At 69.0% G+C, this 26,808-nt stretch carries 25 protein-coding genes; 9 read left to right on the forward strand and 16 right to left on the reverse strand.

What is annotated here, in order from left to right; translation table 11 throughout:
• Positions 1-2 precede the first annotated feature (2 nt).
• The 3 genes from LTT66_RS10115 to LTT66_RS10125 form a co-directional block, all read right to left on the reverse strand.
• On the reverse strand, positions 3-1,088 hold the full coding sequence (locus tag LTT66_RS10115; protein WP_233069105.1) for a glycoside hydrolase family 76 protein: 1,086 nt from the start codon (positions 1,086-1,088) through the stop codon (positions 3-5).
• 271 nt (positions 1,089-1,359) lie between these two features.
• On the reverse strand, positions 1,360-2,046 hold the full coding sequence (locus LTT66_RS10120; protein WP_233066191.1) for a TrmH family RNA methyltransferase: 687 nt from the start codon (positions 2,044-2,046) through the stop codon (positions 1,360-1,362).
• Between the two features lie 43 nt (positions 2,047-2,089).
• Positions 2,090-2,425, reverse strand: a complete 336-nt coding sequence (locus LTT66_RS10125) for a DUF4190 domain-containing protein (RefSeq protein ID WP_181722978.1) — start codon at positions 2,423-2,425, stop codon at positions 2,090-2,092.
• A 92-nt stretch (positions 2,426-2,517) separates the two neighbouring features.
• Here LTT66_RS10125 and LTT66_RS10130 point away from each other — a divergent pair, with 92 nt between their 5' ends.
• The 4 genes from LTT66_RS10130 to LTT66_RS10145 all read left to right on the forward strand — a co-directional run bounded on the left by LTT66_RS10130 (position 2,518) and on the right by LTT66_RS10145 (position 5,696).
• A complete protein-coding gene (locus LTT66_RS10130) occupies positions 2,518-3,885 on the forward strand; it encodes a sensor histidine kinase (RefSeq protein WP_233066193.1) in 1,368 nt (455 codons plus the stop codon).
• Entirely contained in the window at positions 3,882-4,535 is a 654-nt protein-coding gene (locus tag LTT66_RS10135) for a LuxR C-terminal-related transcriptional regulator (RefSeq protein ID WP_181722980.1), read from the forward strand. The genes LTT66_RS10130 and LTT66_RS10135 overlap by 4 nt, the downstream gene beginning before the upstream one ends.
• A gap of 74 nt (positions 4,536-4,609) precedes the next feature.
• Complete coding sequence (locus tag LTT66_RS10140; RefSeq protein ID WP_233066195.1) at positions 4,610-5,185, forward strand: Uma2 family endonuclease; 576 nt, start codon at positions 4,610-4,612, stop codon at positions 5,183-5,185.
• Between the two features lie 64 nt (positions 5,186-5,249).
• Positions 5,250-5,696, forward strand: coding sequence for a hypothetical protein (locus LTT66_RS10145; RefSeq protein ID WP_181722982.1), 447 nt, complete (start codon positions 5,250-5,252; stop codon positions 5,694-5,696).
• Here LTT66_RS10145 and LTT66_RS10150 read toward each other — a convergent pair.
• The 7 genes from LTT66_RS10150 to clpB form a co-directional block, all read right to left on the reverse strand.
• Positions 5,680-6,387 carry a lysoplasmalogenase gene (locus LTT66_RS10150; protein WP_233066197.1) on the reverse strand — a complete coding sequence of 236 codons (708 nt, stop codon included), beginning with the start codon at positions 6,385-6,387 and terminating at the stop codon, positions 5,680-5,682. The two genes, LTT66_RS10145 and LTT66_RS10150, sit on opposite strands and share 17 nt — an antisense overlap.
• Before the next feature lie 4 nt (positions 6,388-6,391).
• Positions 6,392-7,450: a beta-ketoacyl-ACP synthase 3 gene (locus LTT66_RS10155; protein ID WP_233066199.1), complete on the reverse strand. Its 1,059-nt coding sequence runs from the start codon at positions 7,448-7,450 to the stop codon at positions 6,392-6,394.
• Between the two features lie 50 nt (positions 7,451-7,500).
• Complete coding sequence (pyrE, locus tag LTT66_RS10160; protein ID WP_040870748.1) at positions 7,501-8,049, reverse strand: orotate phosphoribosyltransferase; 549 nt, start codon at positions 8,047-8,049, stop codon at positions 7,501-7,503.
• A gap of 2 nt (positions 8,050-8,051) precedes the next feature.
• On the reverse strand, positions 8,052-8,861 hold the full coding sequence (locus LTT66_RS10165) for an SDR family NAD(P)-dependent oxidoreductase (RefSeq protein ID WP_233066201.1): 810 nt from the start codon (positions 8,859-8,861) through the stop codon (positions 8,052-8,054).
• Positions 8,862-8,916: 55 nt separating this feature from the next.
• Positions 8,917-9,912 carry a type III secretion system chaperone family protein gene (locus tag LTT66_RS10170; protein ID WP_408638768.1) on the reverse strand — a complete coding sequence of 332 codons (996 nt, stop codon included), beginning with the start codon at positions 9,910-9,912 and terminating at the stop codon, positions 8,917-8,919.
• Between the two features lie 137 nt (positions 9,913-10,049).
• Entirely contained in the window at positions 10,050-10,853 is an 804-nt protein-coding gene (locus LTT66_RS10175) for a DUF5666 domain-containing protein (protein WP_233066204.1), read from the reverse strand.
• A gap of 198 nt (positions 10,854-11,051) precedes the next feature.
• The gene (gene clpB / locus LTT66_RS10180) at positions 11,052-13,607 is read right to left on the reverse strand and encodes an ATP-dependent chaperone ClpB (RefSeq protein WP_233066207.1); all 2,556 of its coding nucleotides are present in this window, start codon (positions 13,605-13,607) and stop codon (positions 11,052-11,054) included.
• A gap of 344 nt (positions 13,608-13,951) precedes the next feature.
• Between clpB and LTT66_RS10185 the strand changes: the two genes are divergently transcribed.
• The 4 genes from LTT66_RS10185 (at position 13,952) to LTT66_RS10200 (ending at position 18,207) form a co-directional block, all read left to right on the forward strand.
• The gene (locus LTT66_RS10185; RefSeq protein WP_233066209.1) at positions 13,952-14,887 is read left to right on the forward strand and encodes an NADP-dependent oxidoreductase; all 936 of its coding nucleotides are present in this window, start codon (positions 13,952-13,954) and stop codon (positions 14,885-14,887) included.
• A 59-nt stretch (positions 14,888-14,946) separates the two neighbouring features.
• On the forward strand, positions 14,947-15,834 hold the full coding sequence (locus tag LTT66_RS10190; protein WP_233066211.1) for an LLM class flavin-dependent oxidoreductase: 888 nt from the start codon (positions 14,947-14,949) through the stop codon (positions 15,832-15,834).
• A gap of 421 nt (positions 15,835-16,255) precedes the next feature.
• Positions 16,256-17,413, forward strand: a complete 1,158-nt coding sequence (locus LTT66_RS10195; protein ID WP_233066213.1) for an FAD-binding oxidoreductase — start codon at positions 16,256-16,258, stop codon at positions 17,411-17,413.
• 29 nt (positions 17,414-17,442) lie between these two features.
• Entirely contained in the window at positions 17,443-18,207 is a 765-nt protein-coding gene (locus LTT66_RS10200; RefSeq protein ID WP_043699567.1) for an FAD-binding oxidoreductase, read from the forward strand.
• Between the two features lie 532 nt (positions 18,208-18,739).
• On the opposite strand, the gene LTT66_RS10205 is transcribed toward LTT66_RS10200, so the two are convergent.
• The 5 genes from LTT66_RS10205 to dnaK form a co-directional block, all read right to left on the reverse strand.
• Positions 18,740-19,909, reverse strand: a complete 1,170-nt coding sequence (locus LTT66_RS10205; RefSeq protein WP_233066215.1) for a globin domain-containing protein — start codon at positions 19,907-19,909, stop codon at positions 18,740-18,742.
• A gap of 536 nt (positions 19,910-20,445) precedes the next feature.
• Positions 20,446-20,865 carry a heat shock protein transcriptional repressor HspR gene (locus LTT66_RS10210; protein WP_233066218.1) on the reverse strand — a complete coding sequence of 140 codons (420 nt, stop codon included), beginning with the start codon at positions 20,863-20,865 and terminating at the stop codon, positions 20,446-20,448.
• Entirely contained in the window at positions 20,865-22,022 is a 1,158-nt protein-coding gene (dnaJ, locus tag LTT66_RS10215) for a molecular chaperone DnaJ (RefSeq protein ID WP_181722991.1), read from the reverse strand. Before dnaJ ends, LTT66_RS10210 begins: the two co-directional genes overlap by 1 nt.
• Positions 22,023-22,046: 24 nt before the next feature.
• Positions 22,047-22,715, reverse strand: a complete 669-nt coding sequence (gene grpE / locus LTT66_RS10220) for a nucleotide exchange factor GrpE (RefSeq protein WP_233066220.1) — start codon at positions 22,713-22,715, stop codon at positions 22,047-22,049.
• On the reverse strand, positions 22,712-24,562 hold the full coding sequence (gene dnaK / locus LTT66_RS10225) for a molecular chaperone DnaK (RefSeq protein ID WP_233066223.1): 1,851 nt from the start codon (positions 24,560-24,562) through the stop codon (positions 22,712-22,714). Before dnaK ends, grpE begins: the two co-directional genes overlap by 4 nt.
• A 415-nt stretch (positions 24,563-24,977) precedes the next feature.
• On the opposite strand from dnaK, the gene LTT66_RS10230 reads away from it, so the two are divergent.
• Positions 24,978-26,141, forward strand: a complete 1,164-nt coding sequence (locus LTT66_RS10230; RefSeq protein ID WP_233066226.1) for a zinc-binding dehydrogenase — start codon at positions 24,978-24,980, stop codon at positions 26,139-26,141.
• A 9-nt stretch (positions 26,142-26,150) separates the two neighbouring features.
• On the opposite strand, the gene LTT66_RS10235 is transcribed toward LTT66_RS10230, so the two are convergent.
• Positions 26,151-26,795: an HhH-GDP family DNA glycosylase gene (locus tag LTT66_RS10235; RefSeq protein ID WP_195066263.1), complete on the reverse strand. Its 645-nt coding sequence runs from the start codon at positions 26,793-26,795 to the stop codon at positions 26,151-26,153.
• Between the last annotated feature and the right edge of the window lie 13 nt (positions 26,796-26,808).

Here is a 26,808-nt window from a genome sequence, read left to right on the forward strand (position 1 = left end):
GGTCACAGACCAGCGGCGCTGACCTGGAAGGCCGCCTCCATGAGCAGCCAGCCGGACAGCTGCACGGACAGATCGCGTTCGGGCACTTTCGACGGGGTCACCGAGCCGCCGGAGGTGAAATGGCCTGCTCCCGCGCTGCCGCCGGGCAGTTGCGCGGGTTTGCTCCAATCGTGCCCGAACAGCGGCTCGCCCTCGACCTGGAGCCGGTTCGCCCATGCCGCCGTGGCGGACGCGTGGACGATCGCGGCGGCCGCCCGGCGGTCGGCCACCTGTTCGGCGTCCTCACCGGGCAGCATCACCGCGACCAGCGCGAGATAACGGGCCAGGATGCCGTTGAACAGGCCACCGTCGCCCCCACCGCCGCCGTTGACGACACCGCCGGTGGTCATGTGCTGCTCGACGGCCGCCAGCAACCGATGCACGCGTTCGGTGTGCCTCGGCTCGCCGGTCTGCACAGCCAGTTCGGTCTCCAAGGCGAGCACCACGCCCTGGCAGTAGCTGAACACGGGACGCTCGATCGCCCCGGAGGGCAGATGGATACCGTCCAGGATCAAACCGGTGTCCGGGTCACGCAGTGTCGTGTCCAACCAGTCCGCCATCTCCTGGGCGCGCTGGATCCGCCCGAGCCGCAGCAACGCGATCGCGGCGGGACCGTTGGCGGGCGCGTTGAAATAATCCGAGCCGATGCGCCAGGGCAGACCGCCCCCCACCTGCGGCTGCCAGCCGTCGTGCAGTTGCTTCTCCAGCGCCGCCAGCGCACTGCGCACGTCGGCGCCCTGGGTGCGCTCGGCGCGTTCCAAAGCGATGGCCAGCCACGCCATGTCGTCGTAGTACCGGTTGGTCCAGCCGGTGAGATTGCGGAAGCGATGCGAGCGCGCCAGCGCGGCGATTCGCCTGCGGCGCAGCGGAGTCGGCGCCCGGTTCGCGGCGTCGACCGCGCAATCGATGAGATGCGACTGCCACCAGTAGTGCCACGAACCGAAGACCCGCTCGCGCTTGGTGGCCGGCCAGCCGACAACGCCCAGTTCCGTGCCCGGCAACGCCCACAGCGCCCGCAGGTGCCGCGAGACGACCGCCGATTCGGCCATGTCGGCTCGTTCGGACCACAGCGTCGCGGGCGCGACGCCATCCCGGCCCGCCGCCGCACGGCCGACCGGCCGGCGCGGTGCCGCGGAGCCCTTTTCGGCGTGTTCCGCGCGCGGCACCTCGATATCGTCGCTCCGCGAGGTCATAGGTCAATGGTGCCAGTCCAGAACGGATTTACGCGCCCGATTTGTTACGAAAGCGATGTGAAATCGTGCCGGTGCACTCCGGCACAGGAAGATCTCCTGTTCACACGGTCGACGAGTCGTCCGGCATTCACCACGCGGCGGTCGGATCGGCGTGTTGCCGGACCCAGGTGTGCATGGCGATCCCCGCGGCGACGCCCGCGTTGATACTGCGGGTGGAGCCGAACTGCGCGATCGAGACCGTCATGGCCGCGGCCTGCTTGGCGTGGTCGGTGACACCGGGGCCTTCCTGGCCGAACAGCAGCAGGCACGCGCGCGGCAACGTGACCGTCTCCAGCGGGACCGAGCCCGGCACATTGTCCACGGCGACCACCGTCAGCCCGGCCCGCTCGCTGAAGGCGAGCAGCTCGCCGATATCGGCGTGGTGCCGGATGTGCTGGTAGCGGTCGGTCACCATGGCGCCGCGACGATTCCAGCGCCGCCTGCCGACGATGTGCACGGCCGCGGCGGCGAAGGCGTTGGCGGTGCGAACCACCGTGCCGATGTTGGCGTCGTGCCCGAAATTCTCGATCGCGACGTGGAACGGGTGCCTGCGCCGGTCGATGTCGGCGACGATCGCCTCGCGGCTCCAGTACCGGTAGGCGTCGACCACGTTGCGGCGATCGCCGCCGGCCAGTAGTTCCGGATCCAGGCGCGGATCGTCCGGCGGTGGCTCGGCGTGCTCGCTCGCCCACGGGCCGACGCCGTTCGGGTGCTCGCCCCACTCCGTCGGTCCGGGTAGGTCCTGCTCCGCCGCGTCCGGCACTGGATGACTCACCCCGACGATGCTAATTCCGGCCGCCGCGCCCGAGCCGGGTGGCTCAGTAGCTCGACGAGCTTCCCGCGAACGCGCCGACCAGGCCGAGCACCACGAACAACGCGACGAACAGCAGGCTCAGGCACAGCAGCGCGGTCGCGATGATGCCGCAGATGTACCCCGCGTTGACGTTCCCCCTGCCCCCGATGGTTCCGCCGGAGGTGTCGATCTCGTTGAGCGCCCGCTTGCCCATCACCCAGGCGAAAGGTCCCATCAACTGGCACAGCACGAGGCTCAGGATGCCCAGGATGAGGATCGTGGTGGCTTGCGGATGGTCCTGGGGTCCGTAGGCACCATAGGCTGGGTAGCCGTACGGCGGCTGCTGCGGCGGGTAGCTCATCAGCAGGATCGTAGTGGGTGTAGCTCGCTACACCACACCTACGGCGGGCAGCTCCATCGAATTCCGGAACCGCCGCGACAACCATGGGATCCATGACCGAGACACACGCCGAACCGACCCTCGTGCCCGACCCGCCGGGTGCGGCCGAGCCGCGAGAGCACGTGCTGCGCACGGTGTTGTTCGCGCCGGTGCGCGCCCGGTTCTGGAAGGAACTCGTCTACGTTCTCACGGTTTTCGTGCTCGGCTGCGTGGCCGTCGCGTACCTGTTCTTCGGCTTCGGCGGTGGGGTATACCTCGCGATCACCATCGTCGGCCTGCCGGTACTGGCACTGGTGCTGCTCGGCGGACGAGTGTGGGGCCGCGTCTACCGCGCACTGGCCAAGGACCTGCTCGGTGTCGCCGTCACGCCGCCTCCGCCGTTCGCGCCCGCGCCCGGCCTGATCGGATTCCTCAAGAGCGCTTTCACCGATCGGGTGAGCTGGCGCGCGGCGGTTTTCCTGCTCGCCCAAGCCGTGCTCGGCGTCGCGGTCGGGTATCTGGTGCTCGTCGCCGTCGCGATGACCATGTTCACCGCGATCTCCCCGCTCCCGTGGGCGCTGGTGCACCCGACCAACGTCGACGAGAACGGCGTCGAGCACCAGTCGATGATCCAATTCGGCGATTTCTACCTCGACAGCTGGCCGAAGGTGCTCGGTTTCGCGCTGATCGGTGTGCTCGGCTGCCTGGTGTTGCCCTGGCCGCTGCGCGGCGTCTGCTGGTTGCACCGGCTGCTGACCATCGCCCTGCTGAGCGCGACGGCTCGCGACCGCCGGGTGACCGAGCTGCAGGAGAGCAGGCGCACCGCGGTCGAGGACTCCGCCGCGACGCTGCGCAGGCTGGAACGCGACCTGCACGACGGCACCCAGGCCAGATTGGTCACCATCGCGATGGCGCTGGGGCGGGCCGAGGACCGGCTCGCGGCGGGCGGGAACCCCAGCGACCTGATCGCGGACGCGCACGCGAGCTCCAAGGAGGCGCTGACCGAACTGCGTGAGCTGGTGCGCGGAATCCACCCGCCCGCATTGGAATTGGGACTCGAACCGGCACTGGAGACGCTGACGGCGCGCTGCTCGGTGCCGGTGCGGCTGCGGGTGCACCTGCCCGAGCGGCCGAGCCCGGCCATCGAGGCGATCGCGTACTTCTCGGTGGCCGAGCTGCTGACGAACGTGGTGCGGCACGCGGGGGCCACCGGCGCATGGGTCTCGGTGCTGCCGAGTGACCGGCGGACCATCGCGGTGACCGTGCGCGACAACGGGATCGGCGGCGTGGTCGCGCCCGTGGACGGCGCGATCGGCGCGGGTAGCGGGCTGTCCGGCCTCGCGGCACGGGCCCGCACCGTGGACGGGACGCTGACCGTGCAGAGCCCGGCAGGCGGACCGACCGTGGTGACCATGCTGCTGCCGCTGGCGGGGTCGCGATGAGCGACGGACTGCGCATCGTGATCGCCGAGGACAGCGCGATCCTGCGCGACGGGCTCGCCGGGCTGCTCACCGAACGCGGCCACGAAGTGGTCGCCATGGTCGGCGACGCCACCACCCTCGCCGACGTGGTCGGCACACACGCTCCCGACGTCGCCGTCGTCGACGTGCGAATGCCCCCGAGCTACACCGACGAGGGGCTGCTCGCCGCCATCGAACTGCGCCGCAAATACCCGATGACCGGCGTGCTGGTGTTCTCCCAGTGGGTGGAGACTCGTTACGCCACCGAGCTGCTGGCCGGCGGCGCCAGCGGCGTCGGCTACTTGCTCAAGGACCGGGTCGCCGACGTACGGGACTTCGTGGACGCGCTGCACCGCGTGGCCACCGGCGGCACCGCGCTCGACCCGGAGGTGGTGAGCCAGTTGATGGGCGCCTCGCGTCAGCAGGATTCACTGGCCCGCCTCACCCCGCGCGAACGCGAGGTACTCGAGCTGATGGCTCGAGGTCTGTCCAACAACGCCATCGCCGCCGCCCTGACCGTCACCGAGCGCGCGGTGGAGAAGCACATCGGCAATATCTTCATCAAGCTCGACCTCCCGCCCTCCGAGACCCACCACCGCCGGGTCCTGGCGGTATTGCGACTCAAGGGCTGACGACGCTGTGGTTTGTCGGCGCGCTGTGCCAGACTGGCCCCAACGCGGTATCCGTGCGGGGAGGGGAGGAAGCGATGACCGTCGACGTGACCTGGCCTGATCATCTGCTGACCCTGGAGGACTGGATCGCGCTGCCGGAGGACAGCAGCCGTAGCTACGAGCTCGTCGAGGGGGTTCTGGTCGTGTCACCGAAACCGGTGTCGCAACATCAGCGCGCTATCCTGCGGCTGGGTGCGCAACTGGAACCACAATTGCCCGGCACCCATGGGGTGCTGGCCGATACAGAAGTGTTGATTGATGAGGGCCCGCTGCCGACGATACGGGTTCCGGACATCCTCGTAGTGCCCGAAGCGGGCATCCAGGCCAACCTACCGCGCTTCAACGCGGCCGACGTGCTGCTCGCCGTGGAGATCCTGTCGCCCGGTTCACGACGTACCGACCGGGTGACGAAATTCTTCGAGTACGCCGAGGCTGGTATCGAGTACTACTGGCTGATCGACCTCGACAAGCCCACAAGCCTCGCCGCCTATCACCTCATCGGCCCGGACTACGAACTCGTCGCCGAACAGTCCGGCACGGTGACACTCGACATCGCCGGAATCCCGATCACAATCGACCTCGCCACGCTGACCAGCAGTCGCGCACACTGATCGCCCGCACCGCCGAGTGCGCTGGGCCTATCCTGGAGGTCTGGCACTCGGGGTGGAGGCTGGCATGGAACACGAGCGGATATTGCGCACGGTGCTCGGGGTGACCGCCGGGTATCTGATCCTGCTCGCGTTGTGGCTGGGATGGGTGGTGCACCGGACGCCGCCCGGAACCGTGCCGTATCAGATCGTGGCGCTGGTCGGATTGTTCGGTTCCGGTGTGGGCATCGGGATGATGCTCGCCGGTCGGCCGTCCAAAGCGGATCGCCAATTGTGGCGGCATGGACTGGAAGGCTGGGCGACGGTCGAGGGCGTGCATCCGCTGCAGCGCACCGACCATCAGACCGAACTCACCGAGCTGGATCTGGAACTGACCGTGCCCGGTTCGGAAAGCTACCGGGGCACCATCGTTTTCGATGCCACGCCGGCCGACAAGCCCCGGCTCGCGGTCGGCGAGATCCTCTCCATCCGCGTCGACCCGGCGAACCGCGATCGCATCATTCTGGTGCTGTGAGCACCGGCTTCACGTGCGCTTTCGGGTCGGCGAGCAGATACTGCGCGGCCGCGTAGGTCGCCAGGATCACGCCTTCGGTCACCCGGCGGGCCCGCTGACCGCGCGCGAACAACCGCCGCAGCACGATGAGCCCATCGGAGACGGTGAACAGCAGTGCGCCCAGTCCGAGCCGACTGCGCGGATCGGTGCCGGGAACATTTACGCCCGCAACCTTTTTCGCGACGGGCGCCAGCGCCGGGTCGGACGCCAGCACGGCCGCGGTGCCCAAGGTGACGCCGTAGGCCGTCAACGGCGCGGCCACCGACGGCGCCTTCGACCGCAGCAAGCCGGCCGCCCCCAGCCAGGCGGCCACCCGCGGCAAGGCGACCGCGGCCGTGGGCCTGCCGCCCATCCGCCACCACAGCGTGGAATAACCGGCCTGCATCACCGCGAACGACGACGCGCCCGCGATCAGTCTGCGATCGTCGTCCGGGTCGATGAGCAGGATGTCGCCCACAGTGGCCGCGCCGAGCGAACCGATCAGCACGGTGCGGTCGGTAGACGGCAACTCCCTGCCTTCGGTCGCCACGTCGGCCGCCAGCAGCGGCATCAGCAGCGGCTTCGCCAGCCACTGCGCCTTCTCCCGCCCGGTGACGGCGCCGTAGATGGTGACCGCCGCCGCCGCGAGATACCCGGCTCGAAACGGGCGCATCCGGCTAGAAGCTCGGCTCGGCGGGCGCGGGCGGCAGCGTGACGACCTGGCCCGCGTAGCTCAGGCCCGCGCCGAAGCCGAGCAGCAGCGCGGTCTGGCCGCCCTTCGCCTTGCCGGTGACCAGCATCTCCTCGATGGCGAGCGGAATCGATGCCGCCGAGGTGTTGCCGGTGTTCTCGATGTCGTTGGCCATCGGGATCTCGTCGGCCAAGCCGAGGTTCTTCTTCATCAGCTCGTTGATCCTGGCGTTGGCCTGGTGCGGGACGAAGACCTCGATGTCCTCCTTGGCCACGCCGGACATCTCGAGCGCGGTGGACAACGCGCGCGGCAGGGTGACCGCGGCCCAGCGGAAGACGCGCGGGCCTTCCATCCGCAGCGACATCCGGCCGACCGGATCCACCGCCGGGTCCATACCCTGCATGGACTGGGCGCGGTGCATGTACTCCAGGAAGTCTATGTCCTGCATGATCGCGGCGGCGTTCTCGCCGTCGCTGCCCCAGACGGTCGGGGAGATGCCGTTCTCCTCGCTCGGGCCGACCACCACGGCGCCCGCGCCGTCACCGAAGATCATCGCGGTGCCGCGGTCGGTGGGATCGAGCCCCACCGTCATCGTCTCCGCCCCGATGAGCAGGACGTACCGGGCGGAGCCGGACCGGATCATGTCGGCGGCCACACCGAGGCCGTAGCCGAAGCCGCCACAGCCGGAGGTCAGGTCGAAGGCGGGGACCCCGTTCATCCCGATGTCGTAGGCCACCTGCGGCGCACCGTGCGGGGTGAGGGTCAGCCAGCTGGACGTGGCCAGGATGACGGCGCCGATCTCGGACCGGTCGACGCCGCTGTTGACGATCGCGCGCTCGCCCGCCGCCGCGGCGATCGACCGAAGCGTTTCGTCACCGCTGATCCAGCGCCGGTTGCGGACGCCGGTGCGCTCGAAGATCCACTCGTCGGTGGAATCCAGGACTTCGCAGACCTCGGCGTTGCTGACCAGGCGCTTGGGTCGGTAAGCGCCGATTCCGAGCATCGCAACGTTTTCGCGACTTCTGTTGACTGCAATGCTCACCACTGGTGACTCACACGACCCTTCACCTTCGAAGACTTAGACCTTCATCCAGGCTATCCCAGGGCGAGATCCTTCAAGCCGAGGATCGACCGGTACTCCAGTCCCTCCGCGGCGATCACCTGGTCAGCGCCGGTTTCCCGGTCCACGACGGTGGCGACGCCGACCACGGTAGCGCCCGCCGCGCGCAGCGCGCGCACCGCGGTCAAAGGGGAATTACCGGTCGTCGTGGTGTCCTCGACGACCAGCACCCGCTTACCCACGATGTCGGGGCCTTCGATCTGGCGCTGCATGCCGTGCGACTTCGCGGCCTTGCGCACCACGAACGCGTCGATCGGGCGGCCGGGCGCGTGCATCACGGCCAGTGCCACCGGATCGGCGCCCATGGTCAAGCCACCGACGGCGTCGAAATCCCAGTCCGCGACGAGCTCGCGCAGCAGCTTGCCGATCAGCGGGCCCGCGCCGTGGTGCAGGGTGGCGCGGCGCAGGTCGACGTAGTAGTCGGCCTCCTTGCCCGAGGACAGGGTCACCCGGCCGTGCACCACGGCGAGCTCGCGCACCAGGGCGGCCAACCTGTCCCTGTCGTTGGTTATCACGTCGATCATGTCTAAGTCCTTCCGCGTGCGTCGAACAGCCCGCGATTGAGCCGGGCCCCCAGGGTTCGCGGGATCAATCCGGCGACGGTGGTGAGCGCTTTGTACTGCATACCGGGCACGCTGAGCACCCGGCCCTTCTCCAGATCACGCAGTGAGCCGGCGACTACCCGGTCGACGCTCAGCCACAACGCTTTCGGCAGCGAGGACATCTCGATGCCGGCTCGCTGATGGAATTCCGTGCGGACGAATCCCGGGCACAGGGCTTGGACCCGTACTCCGGTTCCGGCCAATCCCCCTGCCAACCCTTCGGTGAAGGATACGACGTAGGCCTTGGACGCCGAATACGTCGACCCGCGTCCGGGGATCAGGCCCGCCACACTGGCCACGTTGACGACGCAGCCGTTCGCCGCCGCGATCATCGGCGGCAAGGCGGCCCTGGTCAGCTGCACCACCGACGTGACGTTGACGTCCAGTTGCGCTTGGAGCCGATCGGGCGGCACGGTCCAGAACTCCCCAGAGTGCGCGAAACCCGCGTTGTTGACCAGGAATTCGACACCGTCGGCCAGGCGCGCCACGACTTGCTCGCGGTCCTTCGCCAGGGCCAGATCCGCGACGAGTACCTGCGAGCGAGTGCCGAAGCGATGCTCCAAGTCGGTCGCGAGGGCAGCCAGACGCTGCTCGTCGCGGGCGACCAGCACCAAGTCGTAGCCGAGCGAGGCCAGGCGGGTGGCGTAGCCGTGGCCGATGCCCGAGGTCGGCCCGGTGATCAACGCCACAGGGCGGGTGGCGCCGGGCAGCCTCGGATGTGAGTGCTCGATCATGACCGCGCGATCGATCGCCGTCGCGCGGACCCGACTGCGCTGGGCGCGCGGCCGGTCACTTCGGCACGGGTCCCTGATAGGGGCGGAATCCGGGATGGAACGGTCCGCCGGGCGCGTCGGACGGCCGCCGCTGCGACTCGGCGTCCGGCCGGCCTTCGGCGGCGCCGCGCTCGTCGTGCTCCTCACGCGGCCGGGCCTGCTCGTCATCGCGCACCCGGGCGCGCGCGTTCGGCACGACGGCGAGCGAGGGGCGGCGTGCCGGTTCCGAGTCGTCGGCGCGGTCGTCGGCGTAGGCGTCCTCGCCGGGCAGTTCGTCGTCCTCGGCTTCTTTGCGCGGTCGCGGCCGGTCGGCGTCGCCCTCGACGTCCCTGGCGTTCTCGCCGCGCTGCCGGTCGCGGGGCCGCGGCCGACTCACATCGTGTGCGCCTTCCGAGCGCGGCTCGCTGACCGGCGGCAGCACGTGCAGCAGGCCGGACAGGCGCAGCACCGCGTCGATCGCGCCTTCCCAGTCCTTCGAGGTGGTGCCGACCAGCAGCATGCCCAGCGTCCAGTTGCCCTCGCTCCAGAGCATCTGCACGGTGTCGGGCAGGGCCTCGATGAAGGCGACCATGCGCTGATCGACAGCGTGCCTGGCGATTTCGGGATTGGTCGCGAACACCACGCGGTCGCCGATGGCGCCGAGCAGTTCCAGATCGTGGTCCTTGGGCGGAGCGGCCGTCTTCAACCGCATGTCCACGTCGATGTCCGAGCCGATCTGGCGGCGCACCGCGACCAGCGTCGCGGAATCCTCCAGGTCGAACAGGACGAACTTCTCGCCCTTACGGATGCCGGAGACCACGTCGACCGCGGAGAGATAGCCCAGTTTGGCCAGCGCGCCACGCCGCCACGTGGACGGCAGCGCGGGTTCCACGGACACGTAGGTATAGCCCTGCGACTTCGCCCAGACCTGTCGCGCGTGACCGGTCCGCTGCCGCTGGAGCCGATCGAAATACAGCAGCACGATCGCGCCCACGAGCGCGATCGCCGCCAACCCGAACCACATTGCCGTCATCGGTGCCTAGCCTAATAGGCCCGGCCGGACATGGTCCGTCATTACCCCCGCGGCAGGCCGAGCGAAAGCCGAGCAGACGTCGATCCGGCTTGACGGCCGAATGCGCGCCGCCGCGCACGCGGGGCGCGTGGCACGGCTCATCGCCCGCCGCCGGGCAGCGAGGTACCGATGATGATCTTGGCCTGGATCGACCCGTCCGGCGCCTTGTCGCCCTGGATCAGCACGAGTTCGCCGGCGGCCAGGTCGGACACCTTGGTGCCCGACAACGCGATCACCTGGGTGTTCGCGTCGGTGCGCACCGTGATGGAGTCGCCCATCACCGAACTCACCGTCAGGGTGCCCGCGTCGTTGGCCGTGATGGTGCCCATCGTGGCGCCGAGTCCGTCGACATCGCCGAGACCGGGCACCCCCGGCAACCCGCTGGGCGGGGTCGGTGGCGCCGTTCTGGTTCCGGGCAGGAACCTGGTCGTGACGGGCGCGGTCGAGGCGGCCGCGGTGTCCGCCGAATCGGAATCGCTGCCGCCGAGCAGCACGCCCGCGACGACCCCGATCGCTCCGATCAACAGCACGACCCCGAGGGCCAGGGCGATCCACAGACCGGTATTGCGGCGCGGCGGCTGCGGCGGCCCCGGCGGCGCCGCGCCGGGCGGTATCGCGCCGCCGGGCGGTCCCCCCGGACCAGGCCACTGACCAGCGCCACTGTCCTGATAGGCCGACCACTGGGAGTCGTAGGGCGGGAACTCGCGCGTCGCGTTCGGCCCCGGCGGCCCCCAGCCTCCGTACTGCTCCGTGGGCGGATACGCCGACGGCGCGCCGGTGCCGTATGCCTCCAAGTACTCCGTGGTGTGGGCCGGGTCCCCGTACCCGGACTTGCCCGGACCCAGGTGTTCGGTCGGCGCATCCTCCGGCCGCTGCCCCCATGGATCGTTCGGGTTGGTCATGCGCTCCAGCGTAGGCTCTCTTCGTTCCACCGCGCTCGCACCCGGTGCACCGGTGTGCCTTCGGTGCGAAACTCCTTCTGCCCCCGGATGACCCGAGACGGGCGAGGACGAAGGTCCGCTCCGGGCGCTACCCGGAACAGACCGCTCGCCGCAGGGGCGAAGGCGCGCAACATCACCTCCGCGCGGCGCCCGCTCGGCTCATCTCCCGACGATCAGGCCGTCGCCGTCGGGGCTGACGGTCACCTTGACGCTGTCGCCGTCGGAGACCTCGCCCGCGAGCAGTTCCTTGGCGAGGGTGTCGCCGATGGCCTGCTGGATCAGCCTGCGCAACGGGCGCGCGCCGTAGGCGGGGTCGTAGCCGCGCACGGCGAGCCAGAACCGGGCCGAATCGCTGACCTCCAGCTTCAGCCTGCGCTGCGCCAGCCGCTTCTGTAGCTGGTCGAGCTGGATGTCGACGATGCTCTCCAGCTGCTCCTCGTCCAGCGAGTGGAACATCACCACGTCGTCGAGGCGGTTGAGGAACTCCGGCTTGAACGCCGAACGCACCGCGTTCATGACGAACTCGCGGTCACCGCCCGCACCCAGGTTCGAGGTCAGGATGAGGATGGTGTTGCGGAAGTCCACCGTGCGGCCCTGGCTGTCGGTGAGCCTGCCCTCGTCGAGCACCTGCAACAGGATGTCGAACACGTCCGGGTGCGCCTTCTCGATCTCGTCGAACAGCACCACCGTGTAGGGCCTGCGCCGCACCGCCTCGGTGAGCTGGCCGCCCTGGTCGTAGCCGACGTACCCGGGCGGAGCGCCGACCAGCCGGGCCACCGAGTGCTTCTCGCTGTACTCGCTCATGTCGATGCGGACCATGGCGCGCTCGTCGTCGAACAGGAAGTCCGCCAACGTCTTCGCCAGCTCGGTCTTGCCGACACCGGTGGGGCCGATGAACATGAACGAGCCGGTCGGGCGGTTCGGATCGGCGACACCGGCGCGCGCCCGGCGCACCGCGTCCGACACCGCCTGCACCGCCTCGGCCTGACCGACCACGCGGCGAGCCAGCTCGTCCTCCATGCGCAGCAGCTTCTGCGTCTCCCCTTCCAGCATCCGGCCCACCGGGATGCCGGTCCACGAGGACACCACCTCGGCGATGTCGTCCGGGCCGACCTCCTCTTTGAGCATGACCTCGCCGTCTCCCGCGGTGGCGGAGGTCTTTTCGGCCGCGGCGAGTTGCTTCTCCAGTGCGGGGATCCGTCCGTAGCGCAGCTCGGCCGCCTTGCCGAGGTCGCCGTCGCGCTCGGCGCGTTCGGATTCACCGCGCAGCGCTTCCAGTTCCTCTTTGAGCGCGCGCACCTGGTCGATGGCGTTCTTCTCGTTCTGCCAGCGGGTGGTCAGCTGGTTGAGCTTCTCCCTGCCGTCGGCGAGTTCCGCGCGCAGTTTGTCCAGCCGCTGCTTGGAGGCGTCGTCGGTCTCCTTGGCCAGGGCGACCTCTTCGATCTCCAGCCTGCGCACCGCGCGCTCCACCTCGTCGATCTCCACCGGGCGGGAGTCGATCTCCATGCGCAACCGCGACGCCGACTCGTCGACCAGGTCGATCGCCTTGTCCGGCAGGAACCGGGAGGTGATGTAGCGGTCCGACAGCGTGGCCGCGGCGACCAGCGCGGAGTCGGTGATGCGCACGCCGTGGTGCACCTCGTAGCGATCCTTGATGCCGCGCAGGATGCCGATGGTGTCCTCCACCGACGGCTCGCCGACCAGTACCTGCTGGAAGCGCCGCTCCAAGGCGGCGTCCTTCTCGATGTGCTTGCGGTACTCGTCCAGCGTGGTCGCGCCGACCAGGCGCAACTCGCCGCGGGCCAGCATCGGCTTGATCATGTTGCCCGCGTCCATCGCCGATTCCCCGGTGGCGCCCGCGCCGACGATGGTGTGCAGCTCGTCGATGAAGGTGATGATCTGGCCCGCGCTGTTCTTGATGTCCTCCAGCACGGCCTTGAGCCGTTCCTCGAATTCACCGCGGTACTTCGCGCCAGCGACCATCGCGCCGAGGTCCAGCGCCACGACGGACTTGCCGCGCAGCGACTCCGGCACGTCGCCCGCCACGATGCGCTGGGCGAGTCCCTCGACGATCGCCGTCTTGCCGACGCCGGGCTCACCGATCAGCACCGGGTTGTTCTTGGTGCGCCGGCTCAGCACCTGGACCACCCGGCGGATCTCGGTGTCGCGGCCGATGACCGGGTCGAGCTTGCCGGAGCGGGCTTCGGCGGTGAGATCGGTGGAGTACTTCTCCAGCGCCTGGTAGGTGCCCTCCGGATCGGGGCTGGTCACGCGGGCGCTGCCGCGTACCGCGGTGAACGCCGAACGCAGCGCGTCGGCGGTGGCGCCGTACTTGGTGAGCAGCATGGTCACGTCGGAGTCGCCGTCGGCGAGACCGACCATCACGTGCTCGGTGGAGACGTACTCGTCACCGAGCTCGGTGGCGAGATGTTGCGCCGCGGTGATCGCGGCGAGTGCCTCACGGCCCAGCTGCGGTGAGGTGGTGGCGCCGGTCGCCCGGGGCAGCCGGTCCACGATGTCCTGTGCCTCACGCCGCACGGTCGCCGGATCCGTTCCGACGGCCTTGAGCAAGGGCGCGGCGATGCCGTCGGTCTGGTCCAGCAACGCCACCAGCAAGTGCGCCGGACGAATCTCCGGGTTGCCCGCGGCGGAGGCCGCCTGCAGAGCGGCCGTCAGAGCCGCCTGGGTCTTGGTGGTGGGATTGAACGAGTCCACGAGTCACCTTCCTACTAGTCGATTCGCACGGCGTCGGGACCGTGTCCGGTGCCCGAGGCGAAGCCTGCGCTTCGTCTCGGCCGCTCCGCCATCGGATCCGCGCCGTTCCTTACCGTCCAACGTCCGAAAGGTTGAGTCTGTTCCGCTCAAGTTTGAATTCTTCGCCGCGCCCGGCCCGACACCCGCCGAATCGTGTCGAACGCTACGCCCCGACACCGGCGAATGCGACGATTCGCGACACCGCCGATGCGATGATTCCGCACGTCGGCGGGGTTCGGGTGCCTACGATGACCACGGCCGTCACTTGTTGCATCACTCTTCAGCCCGAATCAAGGAGCGAATGGATGCGCGCGATCGTGGTACGGAAGTTCGGAGCGACGCCGGAACTGGCCGAAATGCCGATGCCCGAGCCGGGGCCGGGAACCGTGCGGGTCCAACTCCAGGCGGCCGGGGTGAACCCCTTCGACCGGAAAGTGGCCTCCGGAATCCTGGAGGGCAAACTGCCGCACGACTTTCCGATGATCCTCGGAGTGGACGGCGCGGGCACCGTCGCCACGATCGGCGCGGGCGTCAGCCGCTTCGCCGTCGGCGACCGGGTGGTCGGCAAGTTCCTCACCCCGCCGGTCGGCCACGGCAGTTTCGCGGAGTACGCCGTCCTACCGGAAGGCGGCACGCTGGTGCCGATCCCACCGGGCGTACCGACCGTCGCGGCCGCGGCGCTGCCGACCGCGGGCGTGACCGCGCAGGACCTCGTGGACGCCACGCACATCGAACCCGGCCAAACCGTGCTGATCGTGGGCGCGACCGGCGGCGTCGGCTCCTTCCTGGTGCAACTGGCCAATATCGCGGGCGCGCACGTCATCGCGACGGCGCGCGGCGGCTCCGCCGATCAGATGACCCGCCTGGGCGCGGCCGAGACGGTGGACTACACCGCGGGCCCGGTGCGCGACCAGGTCGCCGCCGCGCACCCGGACGGCATCGACGTCCTGTTCGACCTGGTGAGCCCGCCGGAGGCACTCGCGGAGCTGACCACGCTGGTCCGTGACGGCGGCACCGTCTACTCCACCACCTTCGCCGCCGACGAGGACGCGTTGCGCACGCGATCGATCAAGGGCGGCAATATCGAATCGCAGGGCAAGGCGCCCGAGTTGGCCCGGCTGATCCAGCGGGTAGCCGCGGGTGACGTGGTCGTGCCGATCGACGCGACCGTCCCGCTCGCGCAGGGGCCGGCGGTCATCGGAGCGCCCGGCGCGCGTGGCAAGACCGTGCTCGCCATCTGAGCCGTACCGCCGGCACCGCGTCGGTTCGGCCGGCCCCCGAAACCACCCGGAGGTGTGCGATGGGCACCCGACCGCCCGAGTTCGGCCTGTTCTTGATCCCCGAGGCCGACGACTTCCGCGGGCTCGCCGAGCTCAGCGTGTACGCGGACGTGTCCGGGCTCGACCTGATCGGCATCCAGGACCACCCCTACCAGCGCCGTTTCCTGGACACCTGGACACTGATCACCGCTCTCGCCGGGCGGACCGAACGGATCACCTTCTTCCCCGACGTGGCGAACCTGCCGCTGCGCCATCCCGCGCTGCTGGCGAAGGCGGTGGCCTCGCTCGACATCATCAGCGACGGCCGGATCCAGCTCGGCCTCGGCGCGGGCGCGTTCTGGGACGCCGTCGCCGGAATGGGCGGGCCGCGCCGGACCGGCGGTGCGGCGGTGCGCGCGCTGGCCGAGGCGATCACGGTGATCCGCGCGCTGTGGTGGAGCGACGCGCGATCGGTCCGGGTGCCCGGGGACTACTACTGCCTCGCGGGCGCGCACCCCGGCCCCCGCCCGCGTCATCATCCCGGCATCTGGCTCGGCGCGAAGGGGCCGCGCATGCTCGAGCTCACCGGACGCGTCGCCGACGGCTGGGTGCCGTCGTCCGCATGGGCGCCGCCGGAGTTCCTCGCCGAGGCGGGCAGGCGGATCGATGACGCCGCCGCGGCGGCGGACCGGGACCCGCTGTCGGTGCGGCGGGTATTGAACGTGTCCGGGACCATCACCGCGGACGGGACCGATCACGGCTTCCTGGAGGGCCCGCCCGAGCGCTGGGCCGACGATCTGCTGGCGCTGCACCGCGACCAGCGGATCGACGGATTCGTCTTCTGGCCGACCGAAGGGGAACCGGTCGAGCAGATCCGTCGTTATACCGAGCAGGTCGTGCCTGCCGTCCGCACCGGCGCGGTGACCTGACCGGCCGGAATCCGGCGCCTTTCCGCCCAGGATGGGTCTGGCGGGTTCCGCCCGCGGCATCGGGCTGGTGACGGGTCAGCGACATCCGTCGTTTGCCCACCGATTACCGTTTGGCCCGGTCTGACGGCACTGGCCGCGAAGGCGGAGTGCGCTTGCGCATCGCCGGAGCGAAGGCCGGAGTGCGCTAGCGCACGGCCGGAGCGAAGGCCGGAGTGCGCTAGCGCACGGCCGGAGCGAAGGCCGGAGTGCGCTAGCGCACGGCCGGAGCGAAGGCCGGAGTGCGCTAGCGCATGGCCGGAGCGAAGGCGGAGGTACGCCTTTACCCACACGACCACGGCATTTTCGGGGATACTTGTCGGCGGGAGACCGCCGGTAACGGGTATGTCCCCGGGCAGAACTGAGGGAAAGGAAGCTCCACGTCGTGGATGCGCGTTCGGCTGCGCTGGTCCGCGCCAATTTCCGTTCGGTGATCGAGTCACCGAATGGACCCGAGCGGTTGGTCAGTGCGTTCTACGGACATTTGTTCGCCGAGAACCCCCGGCTGCGCGAATTGTTCCCGCCTGCCATGGAGATGCAGGCCAAGCGGATCGCCACGGCCATTCAGTACGTGCTCGATCACTTGGAGGACTGGGACCGAGCGCAGAAGTTCTTGGAGCAACTCGCCCGCGACCATCGCAAGTACGGCGTGGAGGCCGCGCACTACGACGTGGCCGGCCGCGCGCTGCTCGCGGCGTTCCGCGCCTACAACGGGGCGGGCTGGCACCGGGGCCTGGAGGAGGGCTGGCGCGACATCACCATCCTGATCTCCGCGTCCATGGCCATCGGGGCCAACTCCGACAAGTCGCAGCCGGTGTGGGAGGCCACCGTGGTCGGCCATCGCCGCGTGCTGGAGGACCTGGCCATCGTGCGTCTGCAGTCCGACGGGCCGGTGCCCTACCAGGCCGGGCAGTACGTGCCGGTCACCATTCCGCAGCGCCCCAAGATGTGGCGCTATTTCTCCCCGGCGATCCCGTCCAACCCGTACGGCGAGATCGAGTTCCACGTGCGCAAGATCCGCGGCGGCTGGGTGAGCCCGGCGATCGTCAACGAGACCAGGGTCGGCGACCGGTGGCGGATCGCGGGCCCGCTCGGCGGACTGCGCGTCGACCGGGACAGCGGCCGCGACGTGCTCATGATCGGCGCGGGCACCGGCATCGCCCCGCTGCGCGCCCAGCTGATCGAGATGGGCCAGCGCGGCATCAACCCGCGGGTGCACTTCTTCATCGGCGGCCGCTACCCCTGCGACCTGTACGACGTGGAGAACATGTGGCAGCTCTCGCAGAGCAACCCGTGGCTGACCATCGTTCCGGTCTGCGAGCAGAAGACCAATCCGTGGTGGTACCCACATCCGCCGCAGGACGCACCGTACGGCATGCACCGGCGCCTGATCGGTAACCTTGGCGCCGTGGTCGCGAGCTTCGGCGCGTGGGCGGACCGCCAGATCCAGATCGCCGGCTCGGCCCGGATGATCGCGGACACCCGGCGTGCGCTCATCGCGGTCGGCACGCCGGAGCAGAACATCAGCTGCGACCCTGTGTAACGAAGGAGGCCCCGTTGGGGGATCCGAGCATGCTCGGTAACGGTGCGCATCAGGCGCCCGAGTGGACCTCGACCGTCGTCGGTCATCATCGGCTGCGTCACGATCTCGCGGTGATCCGCCTGATCGGCGAGTTCGTGCCGTTCGCCGCGGGTCAGTCGGTCGAGGTGCGGGTGCCGCAGCATCCCGGCGTGCGGCGCAGGCTTTCACCCGCGCTGCCGCCCTCGCTGGACGGCAAGCTGGAGTTCCATGTGCGCACCGTCCCGGGTGGCTGGTGCAGCGGCGCGATCGTGGCCGACACCCAGCCGGGCGACGAGTGGCGGATCGGCGCTCCGCTCGGCGGTTTCTGGGTCGACCCGGACGGCGACGAGGTGGTGATGATCGCGGGCGGCACCGGATTGGCGCCGATGCGCGCGCAGATCCTGGAACTGGCGCGCAAGCCTTCGCCACCGCCCACCTACCTCTTCGTCGGCGGGCGGTCCCCCCGCGACCTGTACGCCGCGGACATGCTGTTCCTGCTGGCCGGTGAACTGCCGTGGCTCACCGTGATCCCGGTGGTGGAGACCCCGCACGACCCGGACTGGATCGACGAGTGGTACGAGCAGTCCCGCGTCGACATCGGCTTCCCACCCGACGACCTGCTGTACGGCACACTCGCCGACGTCCTCGGCTCGCACGGCGCGTTCCGCGAGCACCAAGTGCTCGTCTGCGGCTCCCCCGCGATGGTCCAGACCACCGTCGACCGCCTCCTCGAAACCGGAACGCCCCCGGAACGAATCCAATTCGAAGGACTCTGAACAACTCCGCAGCCCGAATCGCCAGTCATTCGAAACGGCCCACACCGAACGCGGCGGCCATGCCTATCGCAACCACGTCAGCCCAACCCCGGGATCTGAACGAAGCGAACCGAGCATGCGCCGTTCGCGGCCCGGCTCCCGTCCGAGCGGCCGCCGCGTCCGCGACGAAGGAGCAAGGGCGGTCACTCGGAACGCGAATCATGACGGCCGCGAACACCCCCCGCCGCAGACCTTGGAAAGCCCGCACCGTCCGGTGCGCGTCCGAGTGACCGCGCCGGCGACAATGCCTCCAGGGAGGACGCACCCCTTCGGCAACTATCCGACAACGGCGCACACCCGGCCCCACGCACGCCATCCACGCGACGACATCACCCCAACCGCCGGTCTCGAGCGAAGCGAGACCGAGCATCCGCCGTTCGCGGCCCGGCTCGCGTCCGAGTGGCCGCCGCGTCGCGACGAAGGAGCAAGCGGCGGTCACTCGGACGCGAGCCACAAGGGGGCCGCGAACACGCAGCACCGCAGGCGCTGCAAATCAGAACAGCGGGTCGTGGCGGATGTTCTTCGCGAGCGTTCCCGCCGCCATGAGGCGGAACTTGGTGGTCTGCACCATCGATGGTGATCCGACGATCTGTACGTCGCGATCGGACCAGGCGCCGAAGCTCGCGACGACCTTGCCGATCTGGCCGGTGACGCGGGGTTCCAGGCCGGGCCACGTGGTGCGGGGCTCGTCGGGTTGGGCGTACCACCATGGGTTTTCGTCGTGCTCGCTGACCGGCGTGACGGTGAGCCAGCGGTTGGCCATCGCCAGTTTGCTCAGCGTCTCCAGGTCGTAGAGGTCGCACGGGTGGTGGCCGCCGACGAACAGGTGCACCTTCGGATTGGTCCGCCGCATCGCCATCGACATGAGCTGGGCTCGCAGCGGCGCGATTCCGGTACCACAGCCGACCATCAGCATCTTGCGTTTGGTGTTGCGCGGGATGCCGAGGCCACCGAGTGGTGAGCCGAGCAGCCATTGGTCGCCGACGACGGTCTGGCCGACGATGGCCGAACTGACCCAGCCGCCCAGCACGCCGCGGACGTGGAACTCGATCTCACCGTTGGCGTTCGCGGGCACGGCGGGCGAGAGGTAGCGCCACATGCGCGGCCGTGACGGGATCTGCACGCTCAGGTACTGGCCCGCGGCGTAGGACATCGGCTGGTCCAGTTGCAGCCGGACGATGACCAGGTCGCGCAGCACTTCGCGGCGTTCGATCACGGTGCCGGTCCACGCCGACGGCGTGGTCTCCTTCTCCGCGGCGCCGATCATGGTGTCGGCGATGATCTTCAGGCCCTCGTCCCAGGCGCGGTCGACCTCGTCGGTCCACATCTCGGTGCCCGCGAAGACCTTGACGGCGGTCTTCAGCGCGGTGGACACGGCGGTGTAGTGCGCGGGCTGCACGCCGTACTTGCGGTGGTCCCTACCGAGCTGCGCGAGGAACGGCAGCAGTTTGTCGGGCTCCTCCAACCGGTCCAGCGCATAGGAGATCGCCTTGACCAGGCGATCGCGCTGGGCGTCCATCGCGGCCGGGAAGAAATCGCGGACGTGCGGGTAGTCGGTGAACAAGATCGCGTAGAACGATCTCGCCAGTTTCTCCGGCCCCCCGTCTTCCGCAGCAACCGCCTTGAACGTCGTTCTGATCAAAGCGACAGTGCGTGAATCCATTGATCTCACAACCCCATTTCGCACTCGTTCACCAACCATGCCGACGAGTGAGGTGCTGCGGGGCCACTCGACAGCAGCCGATGGGAAGGAGTGTAGGCGAGGTTTGCCAGCTACGGAATCTTTCGATTGGACATCACGCGTGTAATTTCGTCAAAACGAGGATATCCAGCGAGACACGCCAGAGAAACCGACTGCAAGACGGTAGATATGCCGCAAAATCAGTCGAAGGATCACCGAATTCGCAAGGCTCGCTGAGGAATTTACGTCCCGATTGGTCTGTTCTAGCGACCTCAGGGCAACACCACTGCGGCCGAATAGAGTTCGATCCGGGCAAACCGCGCCGATACCATCAACCAATCTATGGTGAAAATGTCCAGTTGATTCGACAACGAAATAACCTCTACCGTACCGCTTACGCCAAACATGTTCTGGTTTACTGTCAGCAAATAAGTGGTGGTCGCGGGCGCGAAACGACGACGGCCCCGGCCTCGGATCGCGCTGTGCGACCGGAGGCCGGGGCCGTCGTCGTCGTGCCGTTATCGCCGGTGCCGGCCGTCTTCGCGACGATGGCGCGGCTGCCAGACGACCAACGCGGTACTGCGTTGCGGCGGGGCGAGATCGGGACGGTACCCGGCCCGCGTCCGCTCCAGCTCGGCCGACAGTTCCGCCACCTGCTGGCGCAGTTCCTCCACCTGATTGGTCAGTTCGATGATGCGCTTGATGCCCGCCAGGTTGACACCCTCGTCCTGGGACAGCCGCTGCACCTCGCGCAGCAGCTCCACGTCCCGGGCCGAGTAGCGGCGCCCGCCGCCCGAAGTGCGTTGCGGCGTGACCAGTCCCAGACGGTCATACGTGCGCAGCGTCTGCGCGTGCATACCGGCCAGCTGGGCCGCCACCGATATCATGAAGAACTCGGCGCGGGCCCCGCTGGACGCGCTCTTCGGTTCCGAGGACATCACGCACCTGCCCATCCCGCACGTGGATCGAAGCCGCTGGCCCGCTCGGCCTCTTGGTAGCGCTTGAGGGCCTCGACGGCGTCGCCGTCGAGCTTCTGCGGCACCGCGACCTTCACCGTCACCAGCAGGTCTCCGGCGCCGCCGCCGCGCTTGGGCACGCCACGGCCGCGCACCCGAAGGATGCGGCCGTCAGCGGTACCCGGAGGCACCTTGACGCCGACTCGCCCGTCCAGCGTGGGCACCGAAACCGTGGTACCGAGGACCAATTCACTGTAACTGACCGGAAGCACCAGGGTCAGGTCGTCACCGTTGCGGCCGAAGACCTTGTCCTGGCTGACGTGGACGGTCACGTAGAGGTCGCCCGACGGCGCCCCGCGCAGGCCCGCCTCGCCCTGACCGGCCAACCGGATCCGTTGCCCGTCACCGACTCCGGGCGGAATCCGCACCGTGATGGTGCGCGTGCGGTTCTGGATGCCGTTGCCGTGGCAGTCGACGCACGGGTCGTCGATGATCGAACCGCTGCCCCGGCACTCGTCGCACGGCTCGCTGAAGCCGAACGCGCCCTGATTGCGGCTGACGACACCGGTCCCGTTGCAAATCGGGCAGACCCGCGGGCTCGTGCCCGGTTTGGCCCCGCTGCCGTGACACGTGGTGCACGGCGACGGGCTGGTCATCCGCAGCGGAACCGTGACGCCCTGGGCGGCCTCCCGGAAACCGAGCGTCGTCTCGGTCTCCACATCGGCACCGCGGCGGGGGCGGCTCGAGGTCCGCGTACCGCCCCGGTTGAACAGACCGCCGAGCAGGTCGCCGAGGCCACCGTCGCCGGCGCCTGCGCCGCCGAAGATGTCCCCGATGTTGAACTCCTGCGAGAAGCCTCCGCCCGCACCGGGACCGAACCCACCGCGACCGTAGCCGCCACCCGCGAAGAGCTTGCGGGTGTCGTCGTACTCCTTGCGCTTGGCCGGATCCGACAGCACGGCGTGCGCCTCGCTGACGGCCTTGAACCGCTCCTCTGCTTTGGTGTCACCGGGGTTGGCGTCCGGGTGCAGGTCGCGCGCTAGCTTGCGATAGGCCTTCTTGATCTCGTCCTGCGAGGCGCCGGAGGAAACACCCAGCTCCTTGTAGAAGTCCTTTTCGATCCACTCCCGTTGGCTCACCGAGCATCTCCTCCTCTCGCGTCCTTATTGTTCGTTCGCGCCGGCATCAACATCCGATGCCTCTTCGGTCGGTTGATCCGCGTTTTCCGTCAGATCGGCTACGCCGTCGGTTACCCCGACCAGCGCGTGCCGAAGCACCCTATCGCCGAAGCGATAGCCTTTGCGCATCACGATGCCGATCACCGGATCGTGGCCGGAGCCCTCGTGCTGCACGGCCTCGTGCAGGGTCGGGTCGAAAGGCTCGCCCTCCGAACCGAACTCCTCGAGACCCTGCTTGAGCAGCGCGGCCGACAGCTTGTCGGCCACCGACCGCAGCGGACCGGACTCCAGATCACCATGCGCCCGAGCGCGGTCGAGATCATCGAGCACGCCGAGCAATTCGGTGACCACCGACGCCTTGGCGGAATCGATCGCGGCCTTGCGGTCGCGCTCGACCCGGCGCCGGTAGTTGGCGTACTCCGCGGTCAGCCGCTGCAGGTCGGAGGTGCGCTCGGCGAGCTCGCCGCTGATGGTGTCGGCGAGCGCCTGGGCGTCGCCGCCGTTGCCGGTCTCCGCACCGTTGCCCGACTCCGGGGCCTGCGCGGCCGCGGCACCGTTGTCCGCGGCCGGCTGGCGGATCTCACCGGTCTCCGGGTCGATCTTCCGGTTGTCGACGAAGGTGATCGGCTCCTTCTCAGAGTTGGCCTCGGTCACTTCTTCTCCGTGTCGACCGGCTCGTCCACGACCTCGGCGTCCACGACCTGGTCGTCATCCTGCGCACTGCTCGAGGTGCCGTTGCCCTGCGCCGCGGCGTCCGCGGCGGAGGCCTCGTAGATGGCCTGGCCGAGGGCCTGCGACTCGGTCGCCAGCTTCTCGACGGCCGCCTTGACCGCGGCGATGTCGGTGCCCTTGAGGGCCTCGTTCGCCTCGGCGATGGCCGCCTCGACCTTGGTCTTGACGTCCGCGGGGACCTTGTCCTCGTTCTCCTTGATGAACTTCTCGGTCTGGTGCACCAGCGACTCGGCCTGGTTGCGGGTCTCGGCCTCCTCGCGGCGGGCCTTGTCCTCGGCCGCGTGCGCCTCGGCGTCCTTGACCATCCGGTCGATCTCCTCCTTGGACAGGCCGGAGCCGTCCTGGATCTTGATCGTGTTCTCCTTGCCGGTGCCCTTGTCCTTCGCGGTGACGTGCACGATACCGTTGGCGTCGATGTCGAAGGTGACCTCGATCTGCGGCACGCCGCGCGGGGCCGGCGGGATGCCGGTCAGCTCGAAGGAGCCGAGCAGCTTGTTGTGCGAGGCGATCTCGCGCTCACCCTGGAACACCTGGATCTGCACCGAAGGCTGGTTGTCGTCTGCCGTGGTGAAGGTCTCCGAGCGCTTGGTCGGGATGGTGGTGTTGCGCTCGATGAGCTTGGTCATCACGCCGCCCTTGGTCTCGATGCCCAGCGACAGCGGGGTCACGTCGAGCAGCAGGACGTCCTTGACCTCACCCTTGAGCACACCGGCCTGCAGGGCGGCGCCGACGGCGACGACCTCGTCCGGGTTCACGCCCTTGTTGGGCTCCTTGCCACCGGTCAGTTCCTTGACCAGGTCGGAGACGGCGGGCATACGGGTCGAGCCGCCGACGAGCACCACGTGGTCGATGTCGGACACCTTGATGCCCGCGTCCTTGATCACGGACTGGAACGGCGCGCGCGTGCGGTCGAGCAGGTCCGAGGTGATCTTCTGGAACTCGGCGCGGGTCAGCTGCTCGTCCAGGAACAGCGGGTTCTTGTCCGCGTCGACGGTGATGTAGGGCAGGTTGATCGAGGTGCTCTGCGAAGAGCTCAGCTCGATCTTGGCCTTCTCGGATGCCTCACGCAGCCGCTGCATGGCCATCTTGTCCTTGGTCAGGTCGATGCCCGAGCTGGCCTTGAACTTGTCGACCAGCCACTGCACGACCCGCTCGTCCCAGTCGTCACCACCGAGGTGGTTGTCGCCGGAGGTGGCGCGGACCTCGACGACGCCCTCGCCGATTTCCAGCAGCGAGACGTCGAAGGTGCCGCCACCGAGGTCGAAGACCAGGATGGTCTGTTCCTTGTCGCCCTTGTCCAGGCCGTAGGCGAGCGCGGCCGCGGTGGGCTCGTTGACGATGCGCAGGACGTTCAGGCCCGCGATCTGGCCTGCTTCCTTCGTGGCCTGCCGCTGGGCGTCCTCGAAGTAGGCGGGCACGGTGATGACCGCGTCGGTGATCTCCTCACCGAGGTAGGACTCGGCGTCGCGCTTCAGCTTCATCAGCGTGCGCGCGCTGATCTCCTGCGGCGTGTACTTCTTGCCATCGATCTCGACGCTCCAGTCGGTGCCGATGTGCCGCTTGACGGAGCGAATGGTGCGGTCGACATTGGTGACGGCCTGGTTCTTGGCCGGCTGGCCGACCAGCACCTCGCCGTTCTTCGCGAACGCGACGATCGACGGGGTGGTGCGCGATCCTTCCGAGTTGGCGACGACGACCGGTTCGCCGCCTTCGAGAACGGCGACGACCGAGTTCGTGGTCCCGAGGTCGATTCCGACCGCACGAGCCATAGTGGTTCCTCCTAGTTGACGTACCGATGTGTGTAGGTGCCGGGCGAACAACCGCCCTGCGACGCCCGGTGAAGGACGCCGCGAGACCTCGCCCCTAGCACCTCACGGAGCACGGCCCCAGCAACACTGAGCGTGGTCGGCTCAATCCTGCACCGCAGGAGCCCCGGAGTCAACCGAAACTTGAGTCTTGCACACTCAATCTTGTCGAAAAGCTCAACGGACGACTCGCGCGATTAATTCCCGGCCGTCGTCACGAACCACACCACGATCACTGCGCTGGTCGGCTGAACCGAGCCGCATCAGGACGAAATCGCCTCCGCCCGTCACGCCTACGAACGAGGGGCGCTACCGCGCAGTAGGGTGACGGCGAGCGGCCCGGACGGGCCGCCGTGCGCCGTCGAGCCGAGGAGTCGCCATGAGGGCCGCCGTCGTCACCGCCGCCGAATTCGAGGTCGCGGAGCTGCCCACGCCGCGGCCCGGCGCCGGTCAGCTGCTGATCGACGTGTCGCGCTGCGGCATCTGCGGCTCGGACCTGCACGCCCGCACCCACGCCGACGAACTGGCCGACCTGGCCGTGGCCACCGGCTACGAGCACTTCATGCGCTCGGCCCAGAGCGTGGTGCTCGGGCACGAATTCAGCGGGACCGTGGTCGATTACGGGCCGGACTGCCGCAAGCGATGGAAGACGGGAACCCCCGTGGTGGCCCTGCCGATCGTCCGGCACGGCAAGCAACCCCACTTGGTCGGGCTGTCGACCGCGGCGCCGGGCGGGTACGCCGAACAGGTGGTGGTCCAGGAATCGATGACCATGCCGGTGCCCAACGGCTTGTCCGCCGAGCACGCCGCGTTGACCGAGCCCATGGCGGTGGCCTGGCATGCCGTCCGCAAGGGCCGCGTCGGCAAGGGCCGAACCGCCTTCGTCATCGGCTGCGGGCCGATCGGCCTCGCGGTGATCAGCATGCTGAAGGCGGCAGGCGTGCGCACGGTGGTCGCGAGCGATTTCTCACCGCGGCGCCGAGAACTCGCCACCGCCTGCGGCGCCGATATCGTGGTCGACCCGGCGACCGAGTCGCCATGGGCGGCCGCCCCGAAGAAGGGAAGGATCCACGGCGTCACCGACATCCTCGGGCTCGGCTTCGACACCATGGAGCGCCTGCGGCGGGTGCCGAACCTGCCGTGGTGGTACGTCTTCCGGCTGGCGCACACGGTGAACGCGGGCCCGGCCGGCCCGGTGATCTTCGAGTGTGTCGGCGTGCCGGGGATCATCGATCAGATCCTCGCGGCCGCACCGCCGCTGTCGCGCGTGGTCGTGGTGGGGGTGTGCATGCAAACCGACCGCTTCCATCCCGCGATGGCGATCAACAAGGAGATCGAACTGCGGTTCGCGCTCGGCTACGACCCCGGCGAGTTCCGCGACACCTTGCACATGCTCGCCGAGGGAAAGGTCGACCCGAGCCCGCTGATCACCGGGACCGTCGGGCTGGACGGCGTGGCGGACGCCTTCACCGCCCTGGGCAACCCGGAGCGGCACGCGAAAATCCTGATCGACCCACGCGGCCGCACCACCACGCCGGTCTGACCGCACCGCTCACGGCGCGGCGGCGAGGACCTCGTCGGCGATCTTCTCGTCCAGCGTCACCCGAACCAGGGCCGCGGCCAGCTCCGCGGTGTGATGGTCCGGTGCCAGACGCGCCAGCCGGTCGGGATCCTCCGGCAACTGGACGCGCTTGGCGCCGCGCAGCGCGCGCTCGTCGAAGTGCGGCCGCACCCACGCCCACGTGTCCTGGACCTCGCGCAGGAAGATATCGGCGCCGGTGGGGCCGATGCCGTCGAACTCCTGGAGCAGTTCAGCCGCACGCTGGGGGTCGTTGTCCGCCTTCTTCGCCAGTTCGCGCAGGTCACCGTGGTAGCGGTCGAGCACTCGCGTGGCGTTGTGGCCCAGCCTCGTGGCGGTGCTCTCGTCGTAGCGGCGATAGTTCGCCCGGCCCAGCGCGTCGACCAGCTCTTGCCAGTCGGCGTCCGCGACCCGGTGCGGCGTCCGATAGCCGCCGCCGATCAGCTCCCGTGTGGCCGCGATCGCGATCTCGGCGGAGATGCGGGTACTGAGCAGCTGGGAAAGCATGAGCAACTGGAAAAGTGCGGCCGGTTTGTCATCGAGCGTGATACCCGCTTCCTCGGCATATCCCGTGCCCGCACGGACGAGCAATTCGTGTACGACGTCCTCTTGGCTCATCGTTACCTCCTCT

The organism is Nocardia gipuzkoensis (assembly GCF_021183645.1).
Taxonomy (GTDB): Bacteria; Actinomycetota; Actinomycetes; order Mycobacteriales; family Mycobacteriaceae; genus Nocardia; species Nocardia abscessus.

What these genes read in the sequence shown, in the direction of transcription:
- LTT66_RS10210 (WP_233066218.1), bottom strand. Translation starts at nt 20,865, where the DNA reads ATGTCCTCGGAACCGAAGAGCGCGTCCAGCGGGGCCCGCGCCGAGTTC.
- LTT66_RS10165 (WP_233066201.1), bottom strand. Translation starts at nt 8,861, where the DNA reads ATGATCGAGCACTCACATCCGAGGCTGCCCGGCGCCACCCGCCCTGTG.
- LTT66_RS10170 (WP_408638768.1), bottom strand. Translation starts at nt 9,912, where the DNA reads ATGACGGCAATGTGGTTCGGGTTGGCGGCGATCGCGCTCGTGGGCGCG.
- LTT66_RS10190 (WP_233066211.1), top strand. Translation starts at nt 14,947, where the DNA reads ATGGGCACCCGACCGCCCGAGTTCGGCCTGTTCTTGATCCCCGAGGCC.
- LTT66_RS10185 (WP_233066209.1), top strand. Translation starts at nt 13,952, where the DNA reads ATGCGCGCGATCGTGGTACGGAAGTTCGGAGCGACGCCGGAACTGGCC.
- LTT66_RS10140 (WP_233066195.1), top strand. Translation starts at nt 4,610, where the DNA reads ATGACCGTCGACGTGACCTGGCCTGATCATCTGCTGACCCTGGAGGAC.
- LTT66_RS10135 (WP_181722980.1), top strand. Translation starts at nt 3,882, where the DNA reads ATGAGCGACGGACTGCGCATCGTGATCGCCGAGGACAGCGCGATCCTG.
- LTT66_RS10145 (WP_181722982.1), top strand. Translation starts at nt 5,250, where the DNA reads ATGGAACACGAGCGGATATTGCGCACGGTGCTCGGGGTGACCGCCGGG.
- LTT66_RS10230 (WP_233066226.1), top strand. Translation starts at nt 24,978, where the DNA reads ATGAGGGCCGCCGTCGTCACCGCCGCCGAATTCGAGGTCGCGGAGCTG.
- LTT66_RS10200 (WP_043699567.1), top strand. Translation starts at nt 17,443, where the DNA reads ATGCTCGGTAACGGTGCGCATCAGGCGCCCGAGTGGACCTCGACCGTC.
- LTT66_RS10115 (WP_233069105.1), bottom strand. Translation starts at nt 1,088, where the DNA reads ATGGCCGAATCGGCGGTCGTCTCGCGGCACCTGCGGGCGCTGTGGGCG.
- LTT66_RS10130 (WP_233066193.1), top strand. Translation starts at nt 2,518, where the DNA reads ATGACCGAGACACACGCCGAACCGACCCTCGTGCCCGACCCGCCGGGT.
- LTT66_RS10150 (WP_233066197.1), bottom strand. Translation starts at nt 6,387, where the DNA reads ATGCGCCCGTTTCGAGCCGGGTATCTCGCGGCGGCGGCGGTCACCATC.
- LTT66_RS10205 (WP_233066215.1), bottom strand. Translation starts at nt 19,909, where the DNA reads ATGGATTCACGCACTGTCGCTTTGATCAGAACGACGTTCAAGGCGGTT.
- dnaK (WP_233066223.1), bottom strand. Translation starts at nt 24,562, where the DNA reads ATGGCTCGTGCGGTCGGAATCGACCTCGGGACCACGAACTCGGTCGTC.
- LTT66_RS10175 (WP_233066204.1), bottom strand. Translation starts at nt 10,853, where the DNA reads ATGACCAACCCGAACGATCCATGGGGGCAGCGGCCGGAGGATGCGCCG.
- LTT66_RS10235 (WP_195066263.1), bottom strand. Translation starts at nt 26,795, where the DNA reads ATGAGCCAAGAGGACGTCGTACACGAATTGCTCGTCCGTGCGGGCACG.
- LTT66_RS10125 (WP_181722978.1), bottom strand. Translation starts at nt 2,425, where the DNA reads ATGAGCTACCCGCCGCAGCAGCCGCCGTACGGCTACCCAGCCTATGGT.
- pyrE (WP_040870748.1), bottom strand. Translation starts at nt 8,049, where the DNA reads ATGATCGACGTGATAACCAACGACAGGGACAGGTTGGCCGCCCTGGTG.